Genomic DNA, 24,051 nt, shown 5'->3' with positions numbered 1-24,051 from the left:
TCAGGGTGTATTATCCATCACTCCCCCGGTATCCCAGTTGCCTTGAACATTGGAAATTCCGGGATCATCGGGAGTGATGCTGTCATCAAGGATGACAGGAGGTGGTTGACGCGGCGGCAAAGTAGGCGATTCCATATCCGGAAGCACAAGATTAAACTTGGGTCTCACTTTTTTCTGTTCGCCCAGCACCCGATCGTACTGTGCGTCAGAAAGCGGATCGGCGGCGTCGCCCGCGCGCATCAGCGTCGGCCGCAGGAATACCATCAGATTGGTTTTGTTGCGTGAGCGCTTGTTGTAACTGAACAATTGTCCGAACAGCGGAATCGCCCCGACCAGTGGAATTCTTTCAACCGAGTCATTTACCGAATCCTGCATCAGACCGCCGAGCACGAGAATCTGCCCGTCGTCAACCAGCACTGTCGATTCTATCGAGCGTTTGTTGGTAATCAACCCGTTGGTGGCGTTGACCGTGCCAGGAACGACGCTCGAGACTTCCTGAAAAATCTGCACACGGACAGTATTGCCTTCCGAGATAAGGGGCTTGATCTTCAATGATAGTCCCACGTCCTGGCGTGAAACGGTTTGAAACGGGGAGGTAACGGCGCCTCCTACTGGCGGAATGAATTGGCCGGTGGGAATCGGAACGTTCTGCCCGATGATGATCCTGGCTTCTTCGTTATTCAGTGTCAGCAGGGTGGGGGTGGAAAGAATGTTGGCATTGGCATCCGTTTCCAGCGCGCGGATGAGCGTATGAATGTTGAGAACAGGGCCGATGCCGGGAATAGCCGTGACAAGGCCATTCATGATGCCGATAGTCAGACCGGAGGCTGCATTCGCTATCGGATTCTGGGCGGTGGAGATGATACTGCCGCCTCCGGCAGTGCCGGCATTGAAGTTGGTGCCACCGAAAACCTGGGTGCCACCTTGCGCGGCATTGCTCAGATTCTGCCACTGGATGCCGAATTCCGCGGCTCTGTCGGCAGTGATTTCGGCAATCAGCGCTTCAATATAAACCTGCACGCGGCGCACGTCGAGCTTCTCCACCACCGCGCGCAAATTATTATAAATAGCATCCGGGGCAGTAATAATGATCGAGTTGGTGGCTGCATCCGCCTGAATGATGCCGGGGGTGGCGGAAGTTGCGCCAGTTTGCATCGGAGCCGGGGTGACGGTGGAAGCAGCGGGAACAGTCCCCGCACCAAGGCTGGAACCGGGCATGGAAGTGCCCATCGACCCCCCTGTTGAGGTGCCTGACGAGGCACCCATCCCCCCGCCGGTGGATGTACCCAGGGAAGATGTTCCAAAAGCTGTGCCGGTGCCCTGGCTCAGTCCCGAAGATGAGGAAACCGGGGACGCCATGTTGTGATAGATCGCCCTGAGGGTTTCGGCAAGCCTGACTGCATCGGCATTCTTGAGAAAGACGACGTGCATGTTGCCGGCAGCGCTGGTGGGAGAATCGAGCACTGTTACCAGCTGGCGCAGACGCGCAAGCGCTGCCCGGTTTCCGGAGCGTGCAAGGAGGGTATTCGAGCGGGCGTCGGCGACGACTGTGAAACGCTGCTGGGTGGGGTCCGCGGCGCCCTCGGCCTGGGACTGCGTCGATTCTGAAAACAGCCGGTTCACGGTTTGCGCGACATCGATCGCCGAGGCGTGCTGAAGGGGTATCGAGACAGGCTCGGTTCCACTTGGCTGATCCACCGAATCAATTATTTTCGCCAGGCGTTGGAGATTGCTCGCGTAGTCTGTAATAACCAGGGTGTTACTGTTGGGATTTGCAGTGATACTGTTGTTTGGAGCGATCAGCGGACGCAGGATCGGCACCATCTGCACCGCGGATTCGTACTGCAGCGTGAATACCTGTGTCTGGATACGGTCGCCCGCGAGCTGCCGCTTGTTCGTGGGACCAAGTGTCGGGCCCTGGTATAGCTTGGCATCACTTTCCGGAACGATCCTGATGATGCCGTAATCCTCAACGACTGCATATCCATGCAATCGCAGTGCCGACAGGAATACTTCGTAGACCGACGACCTCGGCACTGGCTTGGCTGAAACGATGTTGATCGTACCCTTGACGCGGGGGTCGAGCATGAAATTTTTTCGGGTAATTTCGCTGACTGCTTTCACTACCCCTTCAATATCGGCATTGACGAAATTGAGTGTAACGAGATCCTGACCGGCAGAAGACCTGGATTTACTGGCGCGCAGGGAATCCGCTTCCGGCAGGACGCTCGGCGGGACGCCAATTTCCTCGACGGGCAGGGTGGCAGAGGGATTTACGGCCCAAGCCTCGGTAACCCAGCCTGCCACTGCCATCCATAAAAAAACTGCACATAGCGAGCGATGCCGCACGATTTTACCTCTGTAGCCCATGAGATGACGACATCACTCAGTTATGACCGGCGCGTGAAGCTCGACAGGCAGGTCTGTCTCCACCGGACGAGCAGGGTCTGCAGGCGGATTCTGACGCTGCAATACAAGTGTTTCCCGCATTCCGTCACGTTCCAGGACAATATGTTCGGCGTGAACCTCAGCCAGCTGGAGGCCGGGAGCGATGTTTTCACCTTCGCGCACCGCAAGCGTCTCTCTTCCATCCACTTGCAGGATCGCATAGCCCCGCCCGTGCCGGGAAGCGGCGACAACCCCGAACAGCCTGACCTCAGGTCCGACAGGAACAGCAATAGAGGATTGTTCTCGTTGTGCAATACCGAACAGGTCACTCACACCCGATACATCTTCGGCCGCTTCCACGTCCGCACGCGTGCCTGACTCGAAGTTGGGCTGAGGGTGGGGGATGAACCAAAGGCGTGTCCAGTACAACAGTACCCCTCCAAGCAGCGCGAGTGCAGCGAGGATGATTAAATATACAAGGGCTGTTTGCGCACGATTCGACCGGTCGATCGAGATTTCCGGCATTCTTTAATGCTTAACTTTTCAATACGGCTGAGTAAAAATCGGAGAGTTTCGATCAGGAATGGATTCCTATAACCGGTTCCTGAAAAAAACGATAGTTCATGGTGGAGATTGATGCATATTCAGTAAGATTTGGTGATGTCACTTTTTATCGCTCAGATTTTGCTGAATTGCTCATGATTGCAATTGTACCTTGTTCAAGCGTATTGAGGCCTGGCGAAGTTGCGCCTGTGTATTCCACATTGCCTGTGGCAGCGTATGAGCTGAATAGCTGCTAACATAAACATGTTTATACTCCTTTATGAACTCTGTCCGGGACGGAATTAAACCCTGTTTTCATCTTCTTTTCGCTTGAAAGCATTTTGGCGCCAATGACATTACTCGAACAAAACAGGTGATCGGTCCTGTTCAGCCCGATCCTTCTCTTTAGAGGGAGATAATGGATACCGGAGATTGTGCCAATAAATCCTTCCCGCGGCTTTTTGCACACCTTGCCCTGGCCTCTGCGGTGGTCTTCATGACCTTCGGGGTTCTGGCAGAGCCCAAGCCCAAAGGCTACGAATATTACCTTACGGGCAACGCGGTTGATGCTGTCCTGCCGCAAAGGCCACCATCGCCATCAACTCTCCTGATGGGCGGAGGTCCCGATGTGGACGCTGCATTCAAGTGGATGATCCAGAAGGCGGGAGGCGGCGACTTTGTGGTGATCCGTGTACGGGGAGCCGACGGCTACAACCAGTATGTCTACGACATGGGCGGTATAGATTCCATCGAGACACTGGTCATAAAGACGCGTGAGGCCGCCAGCGATCCGTTCGTGCTCGATCGGATCAAAAAAGCGGAAATTTTGTTTATCGCGGGCGGCGACCAGAGTGATTACATTAATCTCTGGAAAGGAACTGCGCTCGAAACGGCGATTAATGAACTGATTGGTCGCAATGCACCTATCGGGGGCACCAGCGCGGGACTTGCAGTTCTGGGTCAGTTTGACTTCGTAGCGTTGAACGGCACGGTGTACTCTGACGATGCGCTGGCCGATCCTTATAACCGTCGCATGACTCTCGATCGAGAATTTCTGACTGCGCCTGGCTTGAATGGGGTAATTGCCGATGCGCATCTCGACACGCGCGACCGGATGGGACGCCTTCTCACCTTTCTCGCCCGTACCATCCAGGACCAATGGGTGAGCGTTGAATCCGCCCGAGGCATTGGTCTGGATGTCGAAACCGCGTTGGCGATTGACAATGGCATTGCAATCCGCCTGGGTGTCGGCTCGGCATATTTTCTAAGGCCCACAATTGCCCCAACCGTCTGTCAAAGCGGCCAGCCTCTGACTTTCCGCAATGTCATGGTAGACAGACTCTCGGGATCGGGATCATTCCATCTCGGCCAGTGGACGAGTCCGGGAAATGGCACAACCCGGTATGACCTTTCAGCTGAAACCGGGGTGTTGGTCTCGTCTCAGCTGGGGGGTGGAATCTATTGAACGATGTGCCTGCAGCTGCCTCGAAGATAACAGGATGTCGCCTGCGTGGCGCATGGGTGATGTGACGATGGCTGTCGCAGTGGCATCTAGGTAGTTCTGTCGAGGTGCTGCGGCCAATCTTGCCTGAGTGCATCCCAGTTTTTAGTATGTGAACAGGAGGAAATACAGAGAGCCGGTGAGACAGTCGAGCCATCTCACCGCTTTCCATTGCCTGGAGTTTTCTACCCCAGGTAATAATCTTACAAGCTGCTACTGGGCCGGGTTCTGTTGAGCAGCTGTCAACTGGCTTTTCCATGCGGCAGGTAAATTCTGAACCCACCCATTGTAGATGACGGGGACCGGGAGGACGCCTTGACCTCCCATCCCCGGATTCCCGGTAATGGTGGCATCACGCTGAGTTCCGGCAGACGCGAAAAGTCCTACTTTTCCTGCAATTACAGCATCCGACGGATTCCCATCTCCATTTGGATCGGGATCGACGACGAGTAATCTATTCGAAAATTTGCTCGCAACATAGGCATAGTATCCCCCTCCCTGCTTGGCGCCATATTGCACGCCATGGCAGCCGGGATCACATGGAAGCATGGCAACAACCGCATCTGAAGTTGGTACGCCGGGACGAGTATCGATCACGGTAATGGTCCCGCTGAGCATATTGGCGGTCACCATGTTTTTGCCGTCCGGAGAGACAGGAGTTTGAATCGGCAGAGCGCCTACAGGACCGGTAATCGCGCCGGTAACCGGGTTATAGTTGGCAATCAGATTGATGGTCTTGATAACGGCATGAGTATTCATGTTGACCACCGTCATCGTGTTGTCCAGCATGTTGGCCACATAATACTTGCTGGCATCCGGCATCATTCCCGTGGCCAGCGGGTGCCCAAAGGGGGTGCTCGCGGGCAGAATGGACTCGACACTGTTCGAGCCGAAGCTATACTCTGTGGTATCCCCCGTGAGGACATTCGGGGTAACCATTTTTTTTCCATCATGGCTCATCCAGTGGGCATGAGCATTTCCCCGCCCGATATCTATACGCCGCTCCACTCCGGTGGCAAGTGGCGCAAGTTCCATGACCGAGTCTGTCCGCGTATCACCATTGTTTGTGATATGAAGCTCGTCGGTGTCCGTCCGCGTCATCACATGAGCCGGCGCTTCTCCTACCGACACATTGCGAATCAATGCTCCTGTCTGTCGGTCATAGACAGCCAATTTACTGTCGAACCATTGGGTCGCGTAAATGACATTCTGATTTCTATCGGTCCACATGTTGTGCGCGTTATTCATGTTGATCGACGGCAATGCGACCTTTCGAGTTACCTGCCACGTTGCGCCGCTTACGGCGGTGACCGTGCCTGGCTTGGATTTGCCGGAAGCGGTTTCGAACTGCGTTGCCACCCATACTTCGCCCACTGCCGGCATGACCGGATTCTGGAGAGGCTCCAGGGCGCGATCATTCCCATAGCGGGCATTGAGCACGGTAGGTAGATTGACTACGCCTATGTCCACCCGCACATCCACATTTGGATAGGTGATGTGCCAGGGCGTATTGGAGGCGTAATTCTGCCAGTTTGCCGGATTGGTCGCGACAAAGAAGGTGTGCAGCAAACGGGTGGCGAGATCACTGCTGCTTGGAACCGTGATGCCGTTGATCAAGCTGATAGAATTCCCCAAATCCAGCCCGCTCGTATTCGGGTCATCGACAATGACGGCCCCTAGCATGTAGGGATGGATACTGCAGGTAAAGACATACAAACCGGGGGTTTTCAAGGTAACGCTGTCTCCGCTTTTTCTTGGCGGGGTGTTAAACGGCATACCCGCTGCGCCTGTTGGATAAATTACGCTGGTTCGGGTGTGAACCGTGTTTGAATTCCCTGAAAAATTTACCCGCACCCCCGGTTTTGCCACGGCCAGCGAGCGCGTGCCGGCAATTGTTGTGCCGGTATCAAACCAGCGGGCAGGGTTATCGGTGAGCGAGAAGTTGACTTCGTTTCCACCAGCAAGACTGACTCCCGGGTGGAACAGGGCCGCCATGGCGACGATAGAAACATATCTGTAGATGCAGGTGCCCTTTAATGATGATATTGGCATGATAAGTGTATTCCCCTTTAGAAGTTTGATAATGAAAATTGCTACGTATGAAAAATTCCGTGCTTGATGCAACTGCAGGCGTTGTTCCCGTCTGTCATTTGTTTTCCGGCTTCCCTGATTCTAAACATGCAAAATGAGCGTTAATTTATTCCTGTTTGGCGAATAAGGGATATGTTTTTTTTGAGATTATTGTTGACGTCACTTCCTGAGGCAGCTGAAAATTTTTATCGGCGAGGCCAATGTTGCGCTGCATCGAGACGTGGATTAGGAGGACAGATCGGGAGGCGCGTGCCATGGTGCAAAACCGGAATCGACAATGAACAATTTCTTGGGTAATCTTCGTTCCATTTTGTCCGTTTTTTGATGGGTATTTACGTAAAAATGATGGAGAAATCTGGTTCCAATCTACTCTCTGAAAGACAACAAGCTCCAGGCCATTTGATCGCCTCAGAGTATGGACGGCCCGGAAGGCAGAGCGGCTTTACTTTGCTCGAGGTCATGGTGGTGGTCGTGATTCTAGGAATTCTCGCTGTAATGGTGGTGCCGAAAATCATCAGCCGCCCTGACGAAGCGCGTATCATCGCAGCAAAACAGGATGTCGCAAGCTTGATGCAGATGCTCAAGCTGTACCGCCTCGACAACCATCGCTACCCCAAGACTGAACAGGGATTGCAGGCGCTGGTAACGAAGCCGACCGATCCACCGATTCCACCCAATTGGAAAGCCGGAGGATATGTCGAGCGCCTTCCGAAGGATCCCTGGGGCAACCCTTATCAATACCTGAACCCCGGGGTTCACGGCGAAATCGATGTTTTCAGTTTCGGGGCAGATGGCGCCCGCGGGGGAGACGGTAACGATGCGGATATCGGCTCCTGGAACCTGTAAGGCCAACAGGATTCGTGACTGAGATAAAAGCCGGAGGCGGATTCACGCTCCTCGAAGTGCTTGTCGCACTGGTGATCATCGGGCTTTTTGCCGGACTGATCAGCAGCACCGTGCGACCGGACGAACGAGCTCTTCTTCGCGTCGAAGCGGAACGGCTGGCGCAACTCCTTGACCTGGCGGGAACCGAGGCGCGTATGTCAGGAAGATCTCTCGCCTGGACAACAGACGGCGCAAGCTATCGGTTCTGGGGGAATCAATGGGGTGCCGGTTGGTCGGAAATTCGTAACAATGATCTCTTCGGGGAACGAACATTTCCGCAGGGTATGAAGATCGCGGGCATGTTGATCGAGATGTCGCCAGCAGATTTTATGCGACTGGAGTTCAATCCTCACGGTTTCATGCCGGCTTATGCCATAAAGATATCTTTTGGGACGGAGCGCTATACAGTCACAGGATCTCCGGTCGGCGATGTGCAGGCATTGCCGGGAGAGGGAAGGCCGAATGATGAAATCATATCCGGGCAGCTGCGGTAGAGGCCGTGGATTCACGCTGGTTGAGGTTCTGGTCGCACTGGCAATCATTGCGGTTGCTCTCATGGCCGCATTGCGTGTTGCAGGGCAGGGCACGCTCACTGTCGGCGAATTGCGCTCGCGACTGCTGGCGGGATGGGTTGCGGAAAATTTCCTGGCAGAGCAGCGTACCCGCGGCGCCTGGCCGTCGCCGGGCACATATCGTGGAACAGCAAAACAAGGAAACATGGATTTCACGTGGCGGGCGGATATTACCGAAACCGCAAATCCCTCATTCCGGCGAGCCAATATTTCGGTATTTGCGCCTGCTGGGGAATCGCACCTGCTTGCGCATCTGACAGGATATCTGGCGCAACCGGCAGTCCCGGGGAATCCGTGAGCAAGCTGCCGGAACAGGACGATGGCAGCTTATATGGGATGGAAGATGCTGCTCAACGCTCCTATGACTTAGTGCCTTCGTGTCCCCGGCGAGGAAGGTATTCGTAATCCATTTCCATGAAATCCATGCGTGAAACCGGATTCCGGGGATTTACCCTGATTGAGCTGCTGGTTGCGCTGACTGTTCTGTCTTTGCTGGCAGTGATGTCTTATCGTGGACTTGGAGCGATACTCGACGCGCAAGAGTATGTCAGGCGGGAAACTGAAAAATGGCGCCGCATAGATTTATTCCTCACAAGGTTTGAGCATGATGTGCAACTTGCGATACCGCGTCCGGTTCGAACCGGCTCAGGCGTCCTGCCGGCCTGGCGCGGAGTGATTAAAGCGGCGCCGGATGGAGGCTTGTTGCCTTACATGGAATTCAGTCGTCTGGGTTCCATCGAAGAAACGGATGCCGCACGGCGGATTGCTTACCAGTTGAATGATAAACGGGAAATCGAGCTTTGGTTGTGGCCTGGTCTCGACATCGGTCCCCGGACAGTTGCCATGCGTTATCCGGTATTGAGCGGGGTGGCAAAAATGGAGTTGCAGTATCTTACCGCAAATCGTGCCTGGGTGAATGCATGGCCAAGTGGAGCGCCTGACGCGCCGGTGTCTACGATTTCTTCCATTCCCCAAGCCGTGCGCCTGCGCATTGCCCTTGCTTCGGGGGAGGAAATAGAACGTATTTTCCAATGACATCATGAGAACAGGACAACGTGGGGTAGCAGTCGTGCTTGCCATGGGTGTCGTGGCGCTCGCGTCGATAACCGCAACAGCGATCATTACCGCACAGGGTATCTGGTCACGGCAAAGCGAGCTTGCGCAGGATTACGTTCAGGCGCAGGCGATGGTCAAGGCGGGGGTGGACTGGGTCCGCGCTGTGCTGAGCGATGATGGCCGGATGGGCAGCGTCGATCACCTGGGCGAACCCTGGGCATTGCAGATTCCGGCGATGCCCATTGAAAACGGTGAACTCACGGGCCACATCCACGATCAGCAGGGCTTGTTCAATCTGAACAACCTGGCTCCCGATGGAAAAATCAGTGCGACACAGCTTGCTTACTTCAAGCGCTTGCTGGCCTTGCTCGATTTGCCGGATGCGCTTGCCGATGCATTGGCTGACTGGATAGACGTGGACAGCGAACCTCGTCCCCAGCACGGCGCCGAGGATGAATATTACAGTGTGCTGAACCCTTCTTACCTTACTGCCAACAGGCCCTTGACCGATGTAGCGGAACTGGCCCGCATTCGCGGTTTCAACAGGGATATCCGCGCGCGTTTGCGTCCGTTCGTGACGGCCCTGCCGAGCTTTACCACTGTCAATGTCAATACGGCGCCCCCCGAAGTGCTTGCTGCCATTGTTGAGGGTCTGGGAATTGGAAATGCCCGCATATTGACTTTCCAGCGCGCGCGCGCCCATTTTCGTGATCATGCCGATTTTCTCAATCGTCTTCCTCAGGGCGCTGCGGTGGAGGAAAACGATATTGGCACCAGTAGCAATTATTTTCTTGCGGCACTCAGTGTAGTTATCGGCGAAGCCCATGCCGGGGGAGTGGTCCTCCTTAACCGTGAGGAGGGCGGGTGGCCCGTTATTGTCTGGCGTAAATATTCATGAGCCTGCTAAGAATCCGGTGTCCTCTTCTGGAGGAATCATTGAGTTGCCAGTGGATATGGACGGGCGATGATGGATTGCCCTTGACAGGGGAGGGGCAGATAGCTGATCTGCCGAAAAACGCGAGTTCTGTCCAGTTGATCATTCCAGCTGCCCAGGTTTTGCTCACACGGGCTCGCTTACCTGACGCTGCGAGGCGGCAGCCTGGGTCAGTACTGGCGTTTGCGGTCGAAGAAGAAATGCTGCGTGAGCCTGAGGCTAATCAAGTGAGCTGGATCGGTTCCGCTGGAGGCGAGGACATACTCGCGGCAGTGGATAAGAAAAGGTTGACGCAGTGTCTCGATGCGCTGCAGGCAGCTGCTATCCAAGTGGATGAAATTTACTGCGAAACACTGTTATTGCCATGGACGCCGGGAGAATGGAGTTTCGCCTGGGAGGGCCGGGAAGGTTTTGTGCGCACCGGCGAGTTTGAAGGGGGAGCAACAGATTGCGGAGGCGATGCGTCTCCTCCGTTGTCATTGCATCTCATGCTCGAAGATGCGGAAAGGCATGGAGCGAGACCGGCATCCATCGCGCTCTATACAATTGAGCCTGAAGGCGCAATGACATTTGAGGAGAGTGCCGGTGAGATCATGAAGAATCCTGCGGCAGCGCCAGATATCGAAGCGTGGCAACGGGTGCTCGGCATTCCTGTATACATTGCGGGGACCTGGGATTGGCGCGGGGCTCAGCAATCCAGTATCAGCTTGCTGCAGAAACACAGACGCTGGCCTCCTTTCAGGGGACTTCTTTCACGTCTGCGCCCGGCAGTCTGGATCGGCGCGGCAGCGTTGGTGCTCCATTCCCTGGCCGTTGCCGCTGACTGGGCATTGCTTGCCAATGAAGAGCGTGCCTTGCATCAGCAAATGGAAACCCGGTTTCGCGCCCTATTTCCGGCTGCGGTCGCGGTAGTGGACCCTGCGCTACAGATGCGGCGAAAGCTCATCGAAGCGCGGCATGCGGCAGGCGTTCCCGATACGGCCGATTTCTTGCCCATGATCAAAACAGTGGGACCGGCATTGAGCGAACTGGCTTCTGGCAGTCTGCATGCGATTTCCTATGATAGCGGGAGAATAGCGCTTGAGCTGGCCGCGGAGGAAGGACTCGCGAACCGTATTGCCGCCCGGTTGCGGGAAAACGATCTGAGTGTCGATATCAACCCGGCACCGACAGACGGGGGTGCCGGAATCGTTGTGCTCGTGGTGACGACTCCGTGAGGAAACAGCTGCGGAAAGCATGGGAATCACGCTCTCCCCGGGAGCGGCGGGTCATCACAATATTGGGAATGATTTTGAGCGCGGGACTTTATCTGGGGCTGGTCAGCTCGGCGGACAGGGCGCGTACCCGATTGCGCTCGAACCTTCCGCAACTGCGCGTCCAGGCGGAAGAGTTCGAGCAACAGGCGGCCGAGTACGAGCGTATAAAGGTTACTCCATCTCCGCCCCCCTTATCCGGCGATTTGCATGCGCTCGCGCAAACCCAGGCAGACATCCTCGGACTTTCTCATGCTTTGAATGGCATTGATGCACTGGGGGATGATCAGGTCCAGGTCACGTTTAAGGCTGTGCCCTTCGCGGACTGGCTGAAGTGGACTGTAGCAATGCAGTTACAGCGCGTGCGTTTCGAAAAGGGCCGGATTGAAGCCTTGCCCGAACCGGGAATAGTGACCGTGACGGGAACATTCGTCCGTGCCACTACAGAGTAGCGCCCGATAACGACCGGACCCGTTATGGAGTTTTTTGGCGAGCTGTGAATGGATAAGCGGTACGGTTAGGCCAGAAGATAATCCTTATCCCCAGAGATATTCCTTACCCCCGGACTTCATCCGTCATAGTCTCGTCGTTCTTCAACGACACTCACATCCCCTTATTCTCAAGAATTTATCCTCTACCGCTCATTTCTGCGTCGCCGGAAGGCGACGGTCAAAGGGAACCCGCTTCCCCTCAAGTGTCTGTTTTAGCTAAAAAAGCAGGACTGGCATAAAAAATGCTTCAAACGGGCTCAAGCTGATCATTTATTGGAAAAGATAGGGACTGGAAACAACAAAAGAAATATTTGAGAGAGCACTGTTCTGCAGGAACCCATTCAGTTTGTCAGTTTGTTTTGTGGCAGCTCGATTTGCCCATGAGGTCACAGAAAATTTCTTCAGCTAATTCCCTGGACCATTCCATTGCAGGCTACGGCGCGAGCCGCTAGCTCGATTGATATTCCGGCAGGAGTCTCGGAACTCCAGCTTCGGGCCAGAGTGGTGCATCTCAATCAGCAACCCCGGATTGGATAAGTATTGGCTTGCTTATTTCCAGATTTCTATGGAAAGGCGCAGTGACGTGTCATGAACGTAACGACCGGCAGATTTATTGCTGTTTTTTTGGAACTTGATTTTTCACAATTAGAAAGGAGTCGAACATGAACGCCGACAAGAGGGAAGAGCAGGCCGGTGTAGCGGCCCGGCTTGCCGAGAGGTTCATATCAAACATACGCGCAAAGGTTGCCTCATCCAGCTGCCGTTTTGCAGGGGCGATACTGGCAGTTTTGCTGGGATTGGGTCCGGTCATTTCCAGTGCAGAGCCTCCGGAGGGCAGGGGGCCTGGAATGAACAAGCCGGTTGGCTGGGCGAAGGGTCGCATCCTGGTCATGCCGCGTGCCGGCTTGCCGGAAAAGGAACTGGCCAAGGTTCTGGGCGAACATGGCGGCAAGGGCAGGAAGATCGGGCAGAGCGATCTGTATATCGTCGACTTGCCGGGTAATGCCTCCGAGAAGGCGGTGGCGGCAAGGCTTGCGCATCATCCGGCGCTCAAGTTTGCCGAGATCGACCAGGAAGTCGAACCCGCGCTCATTCCGAACGATCCCTACTATGGCAGCGCCTGGCATTTGCCCAAGATTGGCGCTCCGTCCGCCTGGGACAGTTCCCTGGGCAGCGGCGTGACCATCGCCATCCTGGATTCAGGAGTCGATAGCACTCACCCTGATCTGGCTACGGAACTGGTGCCAGGCTGGAATTTCTACGAGAACAATTCCAATACATCGGATGTTTACGGGCATGGCACCAAGGTTGCGGGTGCGGCGGGAGCGGCAGGCAATAACGCGCTGGGGGTGGCCTCGGTGGCGGCACGGGCGAAGATCATGCCGATCCGGGTAAGTGGCTCTGATGGGTATGCCACCTGGAGTGCGATTTCCCAAGGGCTTATCTATGCGGCAGACCGCGGGGTTCGCGTCGCCAATGCCAGCTTTCTCGGACTGACCGACAGTGCGAGTACTCGCAGTGCGGCGCAATACCTGAAGAACAAAGGCGGCCTTGTCATTGTCAGCGGGGGCAACACTGGCGTACAGCAAAATTATGCCGCAACCACCAGCATGATTCCTGTCTCTGCCACTGACGGAAATGACGTACGGACGAGCTGGTCTAGTTATGGTAATTACATTGCTCTCGCGGCTCCCGGTGCAGGAATCTGGAGCACTACCAAGGGTGGCGGCTATGGCGCGGTTTCCGGCACGTCGTTCTCAAGCCCGGTAACGGCTGGGGTGGTGGCGCTCATGATGGCGGCAAAGCCGACATTATCCAATACCCAGATCGAGAGTCTGCTGTATTCCACGGCGGTGGATCTTGGAACGCCAGGGCGCGATCCTTACTACGGCTATGGGCGAGTGAATGCGGCGCGTGCCGTACAGGCCGCCGCCGGCACCACGCTGACAGCAGATACGCAGGCTCCGGCGGTTTCCATCACTTCCCCTGCTGGCGGATCAAGCGTAACAGGCCTGGTCGGCGTAAACGTGGCTGCGAGCGATAACGTCGGCGTGACTCGTGTCGAGTTGCGGGTCAACAATACCACAGTCGCAGTCGACACCACGGCGCCGTTCGCCTTCACCTGGGATTCGGCAGGCGTAGCCAACGGTATGGCGAACCTGACCGCTTATGCATTCGATGCGGCCGGCAACTCCAAGGCTTCGACCACCGTCTCGGTGAATGTGGCAAACGGAACGACAACGGTGGCCAGGGATACTACCGCGCCACAGGTGAAGATCGTAAATCCGGTCACAGGCAATGTTTCGGGCAGCAATGTGGCCATCAGCGTGAATGCAAGCGATGATAGCGGCGCTTCCGGAATCACCTGTACGCTCTACATCGACGGCGTGCTCAAGGCTACCGGAAAAGGAAGTACGTTAGGATATAGCTGGAATACCCGCCCAAGCAATGTGCGCGCGGGAGCACACACTATCTGGACGGTCGCCAGAGATGCGGCGGGCAATACAGCATCTGCTTCGGTGAATGTGACAGTGATCAAGTAACCGATAGAAGCAGTAGCAAGGAGCATGTTATTACCCGTTCACATGTCGTAAATTTTTACACCCCTTCCGGGAAGATGGAAGAAACTCGAGGTTTTTCATAGACTTTCTCATTGGCATCCAACTTGCTTCAGATCAAGCGAGGGAGATAACTTCTTACTTGGGAGGGGCATAACATGAACGGCATGAGAAAACTTAAGATCTGCGCCGGAGTTGCTTTGCTCGGCGTGCTTTTATCAGGAAATACATTCGCGACTCTTCAGTTAAGCCCAGGACTGGTAGGGGGCTCGGGAGATGTGGATAATGTACTTTTTAATCAACCTGATCCAACTCTTGATCATGAAGTTATCGGACAGCTCAATCCGCCGACTACCGGTGAGCTTGTCAGATTCACAAGTAACGAAGACATTTTTGCTCCGGCGGGAGGGCAGGCGCGTATTGAAGCAGCTGATGGTTCATTTAACTTTATCGATTTCGGCTTGGTCGATCCAAATCTTGGATTCTCGAAAGTCCAGTTCAATATTGATGCTGCCGCGGATGGTTCTGCCAACATCTTTCTGTTGGATCAGTTCGGCACAACCTTCAGCTTCTTGAATCAGCCACTTAGTGGTTCCGGGCAGAACTTTTTCACCGGTTTTTCCCTGGATAACCAGGTAATGGTGAAAGTAACGATCGACAGTACTGTTCAAATGACGGGGATTTCTGATTTACAGCAAGTTCGCCTGGGGCCTACCGAACTCGGAGGTCCGCCGCCGCAAGAGCTTCCGGAGCCGACGACGCTTGCCCTTCTCGGGCTGGGGCTGCTGGGATGGGGTGTATCGCGCAGGCAGAGAAATAGGCTTGCTTAAACAGATTCGCTATTCCAGTTAAAAAGCTCGCTTCGGCGAGCTTTTTTTTGGGTAACGACAGAGATGAACCGGAAGCTGGGATATTTCGGTGTTATTACCACCCATCCCTGTCGATTTTTTTTACATCTAGCTGTTCCGCTTGAGCATGTGTCAAATCAAACGCTGCTGAGATAGTAATAGGAATAATATATGGCATGAAAATATTTTCGATATGAATGAAGGCTGGGGCGCGAGAGGCCTGGGTGCATGAGGGAGTTGATATCGATTATTGGGAAGAGCATCGCCGGAATATTTATCCTCGGGGTTTCGCTCTACGGGCACTACCGTGGCTTGACGGGCAAGGAGGTGTAAATATTATCGATAACAAAAACCCCGCGAGAGCGGGGTTTTTGATCATGCAAGTTGTCTTGTTTGCAGGCTCTAGCGTTTCTGGCGCCTGGTTGCCGCGATTCCCAAAAGGCCAAGCCCGAGTAGTGCAAGCGTTGCCGGTTCTGGTATTTCATTGGAAGGTGGCCCGCCGTCAGTGCCGATCCAGACACTGTTGCCATAGCCCTGGACGTGGAGCGCGCTGACATATCCGCCATTACCCGCGTTGGGCGGTGCGGATACCGATACCGCGTTAAAAGAATCGGCAGTAATGCCCCCTCCCGTCAAGGTATATACGGACGTATGACCTTGCCCCAACTCTCCGGGATTGCGGGTGGGAAAATGAAATGCGAAATCAAAGTTGCCGCCGGTGCCATCGGCCTTGAACGCATCTGTTCCGTTCTGGATGGTCTGCGCGGCCACTCCGCTCACAAAGGTGATACCGCTCAATGGCGCCGAATCGACGTTGAAGTACCAGTCATTGACGTAAGCGCCAGCGGACAAATTATTAAAGACATTCATTGTCAGCGTCACCGACCCGGAGCTGTTGTGATCGTCGAAAGTCGCTGTCGCAAAAATTGCATTCGGATCTGTTGGCTGGGACGGCGCGGTGCCGGAAAACGCGCCGGCAGTAGTGAAATCGATTTGGAAAATTGCTGCCTGGGCACCTCCTGCCACAGACAGCAGTCCCAGTGCAGCAAACGCTCCCTTCAAATGACTCTTCATTATTTGTTCTCCTGATAAGTTTTTGTTGGATAGGTTCGAAACTTCGTTTTCGGCCTATCGGAGCTTCTTTAGCAATTTTCGTGCCTAAATTAAAACTCCAATAAAATCAGCCTTGTTTGCTTCGAGCTCTTCCATTCTGCAGTGATATGTAAAATTCTTCGACCAGGAGGAGTACTGTTTGACCCGGAGTGGCAGGAAGTTTGGTTTGCAAGAATTGCAAATTTCGAAATCTCCTCGGGGTTCGGGAGCGGCAGCATTTTTCACCTTTAAATAAAGCAACGAACAGAATGATTTTTGTGCAGTTGCTTCACCCATACCCCCTGGGGAGTTCAGATACGATAACGCTGCAATTTTTAATCTGTAAAAGGCAAATCTCGCGAAAGCGGGGGACGCAAAGTCATCGGTCTACCGGGCTCAAGGCCCCAGGACGGCAGGACTGCCAGATAATGCCATTTTCTTTCTTGTCGATTCTTTGGATGACGAGAAGCTATTAGAACGTGTTGAGTGGATCTCGATGCTCCGGCTCAGTACGTTTTTCGGCACCCGGCCTATCTAGGCGGTTCCGCCTCCCCAAGAGGAGGAACTACGTGAATATCAATCATAAAGCGCCTGCAACTGGCTCAAGAGAACCCGCTTCAGGCATTATTCAATCAAGCACTCGCAACTCGCAGCACATCTCCAAACCTTGGTATCCCCTTTGGAGCGGCATACTGGCAGTTTTGCTGGGATTGGGTCCGGTCATTTCCAGTGCAGAGCCTCCGGAGGGCAGGGGGCCTGGAATGAACAAGCCGCTTGGCTGGGCGAAGGGTCGCATCCTGGTCATGCCGCGTGCCGGCTTGCCGGAAAAGGAACTGGCCAAGGTTCTGGGCGAACATGGCGGCAAGGGCAGGAAGATCGGGCAGAGCGATCTGTACATCGTCGACTTGCCGGGTAATGCCTCTGAGAAGGCGGTGGCGGCAAGGCTTGCGCATCATCCGGCGCTCAAGTTTGCCGAGATCGACCAGGAAGTCGAACCCGCGCTCATACCGAACGATCCCTACTATGGCAGCGCCTGGCATTTGCCCAAGATTGGCGCTCCGTCCGCCTGGGACAGTTCCCTGGGCAGCGGCGTGACCATCGCCATCCTGGATTCAGGAGTTGACCCGAATCACCCTGATCTCTCACCCCAGCTTGTTCCAGGCTGGAATTTCTACGAAAACAATTCCAACACGTCGGATGTTTACGGGCATGGAACCAAGGTTGCAGGGTCAGCGGCAGCCATGGCAAACAATGCCCAAGGCGTTGCCGGCGTGGCGGCGTTGGCTAAAATAATGCCTGTCCGCGTGAGCGGGAGTACTGGATATGCCACCTGGAGTGCGATTTCCCAAGGGCTTATCTATGCGGCAGACCGCGGCGTTCGCGTCGCCAATGCCAGCTTCCTCGGACTGACCGACAGTGCGAGCACCCGGAGCGCGGCGCAATACATGAAGGATAAAGGTGGCCTGGTGATCGTGAGTGGCGGAAATACGGGAGTGCTCCAGAATTATGCAGTAACGACATCGATGGTAGCTGTAGCCGCTACAGATGCGAACGACTTCAGAGCCAGTTGGTCGAGCTACGGAAACTACATCTCCCTTGCCGCGCCTGGAGCCGGAATTTGGACGACGACTATGGGGGGCGGCTATGGCGCGGCTTCCGGCACATCATTCTCAAGTCCGGTAACGGCCGGCGTGGTGGCGCTCATGATGGCGGCAAAGCCGACATTATCCAATACCCAGATCGAGAGTCTGCTGTTTTCAACTGCCGTGGATCTGGGCACAGCGGGGCGCGATCCCTATTATGGCTATGGACGGGTTGATGCTGCACGCGCGGTGCAGGCGGCGGCCTCGGCAGTGGTCGCCGGAGACACGCAGGCCCCGGCGGTTTCCATCACTTCCCCTGCTGGCGGATCAAGCGTAACAGGTCTGGTCGGCGTAAACGTGGCTGCGAGCGATAACGTCGGCGTGACCCGTGTCGAGTTGCGGGTCAACAATACCACAGTCGCAGTCGACACCACGGCGCCGTTCGCCTTCACCTGGGATTCGGCAGGCGTAGCCAACGGTATGGCGAACCTGACCGCTTATGCATTCGATGCGGCCGGCAACTCCAAGGCTTCGACCACCGTCTCGGTGAATGTGGCAAACGGAACGACAACGGTGGCCAGGGATACTACCGCGCCACAGGTGAAGATCGTAAATCCGGTCACAGGCAATGTTTCGGGAAGCAACGTGCCCATCAGCGTAAATGCAAGCGATGATAGCGGCGCTTCCGGAATTACCTATGCGCTCTACATCGACGGCGTGCTCAAGGCTACCGGAAAGGGAAGTACGCTGGGTTACAACTGGAATATACGTAATGTTGCCGCGGGTGCACATACTGTTCAGGTAGTCGCCAAGGATGCGGCGGGAAATAGCGCATCCTCATCCGTCAGCGTGACGGTAGTCAAGTAGCGGGAGGTGGAAGGTCGTTTTTTCGGGTTGGCAAAGCCGGGCCAAAAGGAAGGAAGCCCGGCTTTGTTTTGCTTCACGAGTGATGCTGTTGGCTTATCGACGCAAGCAGCTTATATCGAGGAGGGCTAACCTGACTTTGGGCGTCATCGGCGGGCTGCTTCATAAAGTGGCATGACGACCGGCAGCAGCGACTCGATCTGCTGCACACGGGTGGAATCAGCAGGGTGACTGCTCAGAAACTCGGGCAGTTGTCCTCCCGCATTGGCATTGATCATTTTTTGCCACAGTGTGACCCCGGCCCGGGGATTATAACCAGCACGAGCCGACAATTCGAGCCCGATGCGATCCGCTTCGGCTTCGTCCGTGCGACTGAAGTGGGTGGCGATGAACGCCTGATATCCGATGCCGGCGATCTGAGCGGTAGTCTGGCTGAGACCGAACACTGCGGTTCCCACTCCCAGTGCCGTTTGCGCCGCAATAGCCTGCGACACCTGCTCGCGCGAGTGCTCGCGCAGGGCGTGGGCAATTTCATGCCCCATCACCACAGCGATTTCTTCATCTGTCAATTTGAGCTGATTGATCAGCCCGGAATAAAACATGATTTTTCCGCCAGGCATGCAAAAAGCATTAAGCTCATCGCTGTCGATTACATTGACTTCCCAGTTCCACGCGGGAGCGTCCTTTCGAAATATGCCCGTTTGCGGCTCGATGCGGCGAGCGATAGCACGCACTCGTTGCAGCAGTTTTTCATTCGTGTTCAGGGCGCCTTTTTGGGTCGCTTCCGTTTTCAGCTGACTATAGCCTTGTGCCGCCGTTTGCTCCAGCTGTTCCGAGGATATGAGCAAAAGCTGGGAACGGTTTGCGCCGACCGCACCGCCTGCCGTGGTAGTGGCGCAACCGGAAAGCATTGCCAGCCAGGCACTGATCGATAGCGCAATGAGGAGCCTGAAGGTGGACAGGGTGAACATGATTTCTCCCGATAAAAGATAAGCAAGATAAGACAATCAGCCGTGGTCGTTCCCGGAGCGGGTTCGAGCGCAATTCGATCTGCAATTCAATCTTTACGCCGGCGAGCAAAAGCCAGACCGACGGCAGCAAGCCCCAGCAATGCAAGTGTTCCGGGCTCGGGAACCGTGCTGGAACGATAGTGGAGCGCCTCCACGGCATCCAGTGTATAGGCTTCTGGAAAGCCTTGAGCAATGTTACCCGCGGCAGTGATCCGGAGGTAGCTGAACGCATCCAGCTGGAGGGCTGCAATGTCTACATCGTCAGTGCAAGGTTGCTGAAGAGAACATTCAAAATACGACAAATCCCCGGCGGAGAAAAACGCGTTCATGAAGTGTGTCCCATCCGCGCTTATTTCCAGGTTGAACCCGTCCCGGAAGCTGAACGTGTCGTACAACCGCAGATCCGCGCCGGGCCCATCCACTACTTCACCGCGGCTGAAGTGCAGAGTGATGGATCCGGGGGTTCCGGCTGAGCCGCCCAGTCCGAGCACCGCTCCATCCAGGGCCGTTACCGCCCGGGCATCAAAAACGCCTTCTCCCGAGAGGCCCGTGTAAATGCCACCGCTATCATCCTCCACCCCATAGATGCTGCCAGGGAAGCTACTGTCTCCGGGAGTAAAGCTGACTACCGTATCTGCAAAAGGGAGAGCGTGCAAAGCCGGGGCCGGCAGCCACAGCGCGATCGCAAATCCAAGCGAGAAAAAAGCTTTAGGTGCTGACATGCTCATGATGTTGACAAACGTTATTGAATTACCTCTGCCTTTTCCAGTATCGCATTTTCTACAGGTACATCCTGATGGCCGCTGCGGGTACCCGTTTTAACCTTTTTGATCTTGTCCACTACGTCCATGCCTTCCACCACCTTGCCGAACACACAGTAGCCATAGCCTTGCGCTGTGGGGGATTTGTAATTCAGAAAATCGTTATCCTTGACATTGATAAAGAATTGACCGGTTGCTGAATGAGGATCAGAGGTGCGCGCCATGGCGATGGTATATTTATCGTTCTTGAGACCGTTGCCTGCTTCATTTGCAATCGGGGCACGGGTTTTTTTCTGGATCATGCCCGGTTCGAAACCGCCTCCCTGAATCATGAATCCGTCAATCACGCGGTGAAATATCGTGTTGTCGTAATATCCGCTATTTACATAGTCTATAAAATTCTGGACAGTTACCGGTGCTTTTTCGTGATCGAGTTCGAGCATGATGTCGCCGTAGTTCGTTTGCAGTCTGATCATATCAATCCCTGTTTTGTGGATGGGTGGGAGAGGCGAGAGACGGGTTTGCAATAAGTCTCATTTCCTCGATTACTATGGTTTCCTTCGGCACATCGGTGGAGAATGGTCCGCCGGAACCGGTGGGAACAGCTGCGATCCTGTTGACCACGTCCATTCCCTCGATGACCTTGCCGAATACGGTATAGCCATAACCGCGCGGAGTAGGCGAGGTTTGATTGAGAAATGTGTTATTGGCCACATTGATAAAAAACTGTGCGGTGGCTGAGTGAGGGTCTGTGGTACGCGCCATTGCAACTGTTCCAATCTCATTCTTGAGGCCGTTTCCGGCCTCGTTCTCAACAGGTGGTCTCGTAGATTTCTGCTTGAAAGTCTTGTCGAATCCGCCACCCTGGATCATGAATCCCGGGATAACACGATGGAATATGGTGCCGGTGTAGTGCCCGTCGTTCACATAGTGCAAAAAATTTTCGACGGTTTTTGGCGCCTTGTCGGGATAGAGTTCCAGTACCACTTTACCGAGATTGGTTTTTATTTCAACTTGCGGATGGCTTGTCGGTGAATTCGCGGCAAGAGCGGTGAAGCTGAAAGAGAGCGCAAGGACTGAGAAAACTTTGAAAATATGCATTAGCTTGACCGTAATAATAAGAGTGATAAGAGTGGAAGAATTATCCGTTCCTGTACCTGCCGGTTCCTGCCCGGACTATCCTGGAACGGCATGGGGTGAAGAAAGGACAGGCAGCGATAATTTCCAGATTATGCCGCACTTTCGTAAATGATCTTCCAGGATCCGCTTTTATCTTCCTTCATCCAGTACTGGCGTTTTTTCATTTTATTGGAAAGATCATTGCTGGAATATTCTTCATCGAAGTTGATTACCGCGAGATCATCTCTTCCAGGATAAAGAAAAATGCCTACATTGCTGATACCGACCTTGTGCGGGTTTTTTTCCCCACCCGCCTGCTGTTTGTCTCGCATCCATTCCGTCAGCTTCTGCTCCCCACTGGAAAAATCGTTTCCGTAAATGGCGACGTAATCATCCATATTTCCGCTTTCCCAGCTTCGCCGCCATCTCTCCAGGTGCTGGGCCAGTTTTCTACGCAGCGCGGCGGCATCGTGGGGTTTGACCCATTCCATCTGATCGCTGATGATGACGGATGTAATGCCGACCTGAAGTGTTGAGGCCAGTGCATTCAGGTCGTCATTTGCAAGTACTACGCAGCCATCGCTCGCTCGGGGCGGGCGGCTGTAAGTATCCGGAGGGGTGCCGTGCAGCCAGATGCCATAACCGCTGCGCCCGTGCCTTTTGTCCCATTCGTTGGGATAGTTGATGGGGAACGCCATGCCTCCATAAAAATCCGATAGCCTTTGACGCGGCAGGTTGTCAGTAACGAAGTAGACGCCTATGGGTGTCTTTTTATCCCCCTCCTTCAGCTTTTGAGAACCGTTCTTGCCCGTACTGATGTAATAGTCCGCCAGATAACGCGGGCTTCCATCGACATTCTTATAGAGATATAACCGCGATCTGCCTGTGTCGGCAATGATTGCGTATTTCTGCTCAGGCGGCATTTGCAGCAGATACTTGGGGGTCATGTCGAGCGGTATCGGTGCCAAGTGGCGCTGAAGCCGTGCTCTTGCCTCCTCGCGTAAATCGTCGATAGGCTGCTGTATTGCCGTCCCAGTTTCGCCAATGGTGTGAATGGGACGGGCGCGGGCCAGCAGCAGGTCACCCTTGATCAGATGAGCAAGCCGGAAATTCGGATTAGTCTTGAGTAGTTGCTCGATTCCGTTCAATGCGGAATCCATGCGGCTCTCGGAGATCTCCTGGAGACTCTTGACGAGTATCGATTCCGGTCCGGTCGTGGAGGCAGTGGATAGGGCCAAGGCTTCCTCGGCCAGCGCGGCGGTAATCCAGAGCGAAAGCGCTGCCCCGGTTATCCCGGCAAGCATGATTATCAGCCGCCGTGTGCATCCGGCAGATGGAGTTTGCACATTCATTTCGCGGAGCGCTCCTGTCGGATCTGCCACTTCCCGTCCGTTTTAACCATCTCAAGTGTTTTGGACGAATCGTGTTTGAATGCGTCGGAGTGATAGAGTTGCCTGAAGCTTACCCTCGCGCGTGCTGGATTGATTAAAGTTACCTTGGGGTGAGTGATCTCCACCTGGATGGCTTTTGGCTTGATGATGCGGTCGCGTCGCGTTTTTTCCCATGTTGTGCGCTTGACGCCACGAGGAGTTTGAAAGTCAGCCGCGTAGAATGCGAAGTATGCCGTCACGTTCTTGTCGGACCATGCCCTGGCCCACGCATTGACAGTTTTGATGATTTCGTCGGATTCGTCCGGAACATCGGTTTTCTTTTCTGGTGAATGTGTTTCAACCGCGGCTATCTTTCCCGGTGCTGATTTTTCCGCCTTTTCAGTTTTTTTTTCCGCTGATTTTTGCGGGGCTTTACCGGGCGCGGGGTGGACGGAAGCAGGCGGGGTTGCGGGAGCAGCGGATCGGGGAGGAGATGGCGTAGTGGCCGCAGGGGAGCGGGGGGCGGCTGAAGCAGGCGGTGCCGGCGCAGTGGCAGCGGATGCAGTTTTTATCGCGCCGGATTTGCCGATGAATAAATCCTTGATCATTGCAAGCTTGGTCTGGGCCGCGGCGTTGCCCTGGTCCAGTTGCAAGGCCTTGCCGTAAGCCTCGCTGGCCAGTTTTGCATAGATATCACCCAGGTTCTCATGCGCAATGGAGTAGCTGGGGTGAGTGCGTATAGCGGCCTCCAGCGCTCCCCTCGCCTTTTCATACAGGCCCTGGCTGGCATAGAGTACCGCCAGGTTATTATACGGCTCGGGCAGGTTGGGGTAATCTTCCGACAGTGAAGAAAAGACCTTGATCGCATCAGGGATTTTCTGCTGCTCGGTCAGTATCAACCCCTTGTGAAACCGCATCTGCGGATCCTTTGGCTTGAGCGCGAGGTACGCATTTGCCTGTTCCAGTGCCTTGTCCAGATTGCCCTGCTGGTAGAGTTTGGCAACTTCATCGTTTTCATCAGCAAACGCAACCGGACAAACAGCGAACAGCACGACCAAGGCAATGTGCGCACCCGCCCGGCGAAAATCCAGCGTTTTCATTGTGCTATACTTCTCCGTCCTGTAAGTAGTGC

The 24,051-nt window shown here is 54.7% G+C and carries 21 protein-coding genes and 1 riboswitch; of the genes, 11 read left to right on the top strand and 10 right to left on the bottom strand.

Annotated elements, in window-relative coordinates; all coding sequences use genetic code 11:
- Complete coding sequence (gspD, locus tag NMUL_RS09960) at window positions 1–2,313, bottom strand: type II secretion system secretin GspD (RefSeq protein ID WP_238529800.1); 2,313 nt, start codon at window positions 2,311–2,313, stop codon at window positions 1–3.
- 69 nt (window positions 2,314–2,382) lie between these two features.
- Window positions 2,383–2,913, bottom strand: coding sequence for a type II secretion system protein N (locus NMUL_RS09955; RefSeq protein ID WP_011381216.1), 531 nt, complete (start codon window positions 2,911–2,913; stop codon window positions 2,383–2,385).
- Window positions 2,914–3,349: 436 nt separating this feature from the next.
- On the opposite strand from NMUL_RS09955, the gene NMUL_RS09950 reads away from it, so the two are divergent.
- Window positions 3,350–4,396: a cyanophycinase gene (locus NMUL_RS09950; RefSeq protein WP_011381215.1), complete on the top strand. Its 1,047-nt coding sequence runs from the start codon at window positions 3,350–3,352 to the stop codon at window positions 4,394–4,396.
- A gap of 249 nt (window positions 4,397–4,645) precedes the next feature.
- Here the strand turns inward: NMUL_RS09950 and NMUL_RS09945 are convergent, their stop codons facing one another.
- Window positions 4,646–6,484 (bottom strand): multicopper oxidase, encoded by a 1,839-nt coding sequence (locus tag NMUL_RS09945; protein WP_011381214.1) that lies wholly within the window; start codon window positions 6,482–6,484, stop codon window positions 4,646–4,648.
- Between the two features lie 438 nt (window positions 6,485–6,922).
- Here NMUL_RS09945 and gspG point away from each other — a divergent pair, with 438 nt between their 5' ends.
- The 9 genes from gspG (at window position 6,923) to NMUL_RS09900 (ending at window position 15,102) form a co-directional block, all read left to right on the top strand.
- Complete coding sequence (gspG, locus tag NMUL_RS09940; protein ID WP_167535580.1) at window positions 6,923–7,369, top strand: type II secretion system major pseudopilin GspG; 447 nt, start codon at window positions 6,923–6,925, stop codon at window positions 7,367–7,369.
- A gap of 14 nt (window positions 7,370–7,383) precedes the next feature.
- Window positions 7,384–7,902, top strand: a complete 519-nt coding sequence (locus tag NMUL_RS09935) for a GspH/FimT family pseudopilin (protein WP_011381212.1) — start codon at window positions 7,384–7,386, stop codon at window positions 7,900–7,902.
- Complete coding sequence (gene gspI, locus NMUL_RS09930; protein ID WP_011381211.1) at window positions 7,871–8,278, top strand: type II secretion system minor pseudopilin GspI; 408 nt, start codon at window positions 7,871–7,873, stop codon at window positions 8,276–8,278. The genes NMUL_RS09935 and gspI overlap by 32 nt, the downstream gene beginning before the upstream one ends.
- A gap of 116 nt (window positions 8,279–8,394) precedes the next feature.
- Entirely contained in the window at window positions 8,395–9,015 is a 621-nt protein-coding gene (gspJ, locus tag NMUL_RS09925) for a type II secretion system minor pseudopilin GspJ (RefSeq protein WP_011381210.1), read from the top strand.
- Window positions 9,016–9,019: 4 nt separating this feature from the next.
- Window positions 9,020–9,934 (top strand): type II secretion system minor pseudopilin GspK, encoded by a 915-nt coding sequence (gene gspK / locus NMUL_RS09920; RefSeq protein WP_011381209.1) that lies wholly within the window; start codon window positions 9,020–9,022, stop codon window positions 9,932–9,934.
- Window positions 9,931–11,187 carry a type II secretion system protein GspL gene (gene gspL, locus NMUL_RS09915; protein ID WP_104009629.1) on the top strand — a complete coding sequence of 419 codons (1,257 nt, stop codon included), beginning with the start codon at window positions 9,931–9,933 and terminating at the stop codon, window positions 11,185–11,187. The genes gspK and gspL overlap by 4 nt, the downstream gene beginning before the upstream one ends.
- Window positions 11,184–11,675 carry a type II secretion system protein M gene (locus NMUL_RS09910; RefSeq protein ID WP_011381207.1) on the top strand — a complete coding sequence of 164 codons (492 nt, stop codon included), beginning with the start codon at window positions 11,184–11,186 and terminating at the stop codon, window positions 11,673–11,675. Before gspL ends, NMUL_RS09910 begins: the two co-directional genes overlap by 4 nt.
- Window positions 11,676–12,376: 701 nt before the next feature.
- Entirely contained in the window at window positions 12,377–14,257 is a 1,881-nt protein-coding gene (locus NMUL_RS09905) for a S8 family serine peptidase (RefSeq protein WP_011381206.1), read from the top strand.
- 173 nt (window positions 14,258–14,430) lie between these two features.
- Window positions 14,431–15,102, top strand: a complete 672-nt coding sequence (locus tag NMUL_RS09900; RefSeq protein ID WP_011381205.1) for a PEP-CTERM sorting domain-containing protein — start codon at window positions 14,431–14,433, stop codon at window positions 15,100–15,102.
- A gap of 420 nt (window positions 15,103–15,522) precedes the next feature.
- On the opposite strand, the gene NMUL_RS16385 is transcribed toward NMUL_RS09900, so the two are convergent.
- A complete protein-coding gene (locus tag NMUL_RS16385) occupies window positions 15,523–16,194 on the bottom strand; it encodes a PEP-CTERM sorting domain-containing protein (RefSeq protein ID WP_011381204.1) in 672 nt (223 codons plus the stop codon).
- Between the two features lie 356 nt (window positions 16,195–16,550).
- A riboswitch (cyclic di-GMP riboswitch) is annotated at window positions 16,551–16,638 on the top strand.
- 335 nt (window positions 16,639–16,973) lie between these two features.
- On the opposite strand from NMUL_RS16385, the gene NMUL_RS09890 reads away from it, so the two are divergent.
- Window positions 16,974–18,662: a S8 family serine peptidase gene (locus NMUL_RS09890; RefSeq protein ID WP_238529799.1), complete on the top strand. Its 1,689-nt coding sequence runs from the start codon at window positions 16,974–16,976 to the stop codon at window positions 18,660–18,662.
- A 143-nt stretch (window positions 18,663–18,805) separates the two neighbouring features.
- Here the strand turns inward: NMUL_RS09890 and NMUL_RS09885 are convergent, their stop codons facing one another.
- From NMUL_RS09885 to NMUL_RS09860, 6 genes are all read right to left on the bottom strand, one after another.
- Window positions 18,806–19,630 carry a M48 family metallopeptidase gene (locus NMUL_RS09885; protein ID WP_011381202.1) on the bottom strand — a complete coding sequence of 275 codons (825 nt, stop codon included), beginning with the start codon at window positions 19,628–19,630 and terminating at the stop codon, window positions 18,806–18,808.
- An 86-nt stretch (window positions 19,631–19,716) separates the two neighbouring features.
- A complete protein-coding gene (locus NMUL_RS09880) occupies window positions 19,717–20,391 on the bottom strand; it encodes a PEP-CTERM sorting domain-containing protein (RefSeq protein ID WP_041352541.1) in 675 nt (224 codons plus the stop codon).
- Between the two features lie 20 nt (window positions 20,392–20,411).
- Complete coding sequence (locus NMUL_RS09875) at window positions 20,412–20,906, bottom strand: peptidylprolyl isomerase (protein WP_011381200.1); 495 nt, start codon at window positions 20,904–20,906, stop codon at window positions 20,412–20,414.
- A 1-nt stretch (window position 20,907) separates the two neighbouring features.
- Window positions 20,908–21,531 (bottom strand): peptidylprolyl isomerase, encoded by a 624-nt coding sequence (locus tag NMUL_RS09870; protein ID WP_011381199.1) that lies wholly within the window; start codon window positions 21,529–21,531, stop codon window positions 20,908–20,910.
- Window positions 21,532–21,659: 128 nt separating this feature from the next.
- The gene (locus NMUL_RS09865; RefSeq protein WP_011381198.1) at window positions 21,660–22,901 is read right to left on the bottom strand and encodes a L,D-transpeptidase family protein; all 1,242 of its coding nucleotides are present in this window, start codon (window positions 22,899–22,901) and stop codon (window positions 21,660–21,662) included.
- Window positions 22,898–24,019 carry a nuclear transport factor 2 family protein gene (locus NMUL_RS09860; RefSeq protein ID WP_011381197.1) on the bottom strand — a complete coding sequence of 374 codons (1,122 nt, stop codon included), beginning with the start codon at window positions 24,017–24,019 and terminating at the stop codon, window positions 22,898–22,900. The genes NMUL_RS09865 and NMUL_RS09860 overlap by 4 nt, the downstream gene beginning before the upstream one ends.
- Between the last annotated feature and the right edge of the window lie 32 nt (window positions 24,020–24,051).

The sequence above is a fragment of the Nitrosospira multiformis ATCC 25196 genome (assembly GCF_000196355.1).
Lineage (GTDB): Bacteria > Pseudomonadota > Gammaproteobacteria > Burkholderiales > Nitrosomonadaceae > Nitrosospira > Nitrosospira multiformis.
Note: the sequence above shows the minus strand (reverse complement) of the source record. Positions and strands in the feature narration are given on the sequence as shown.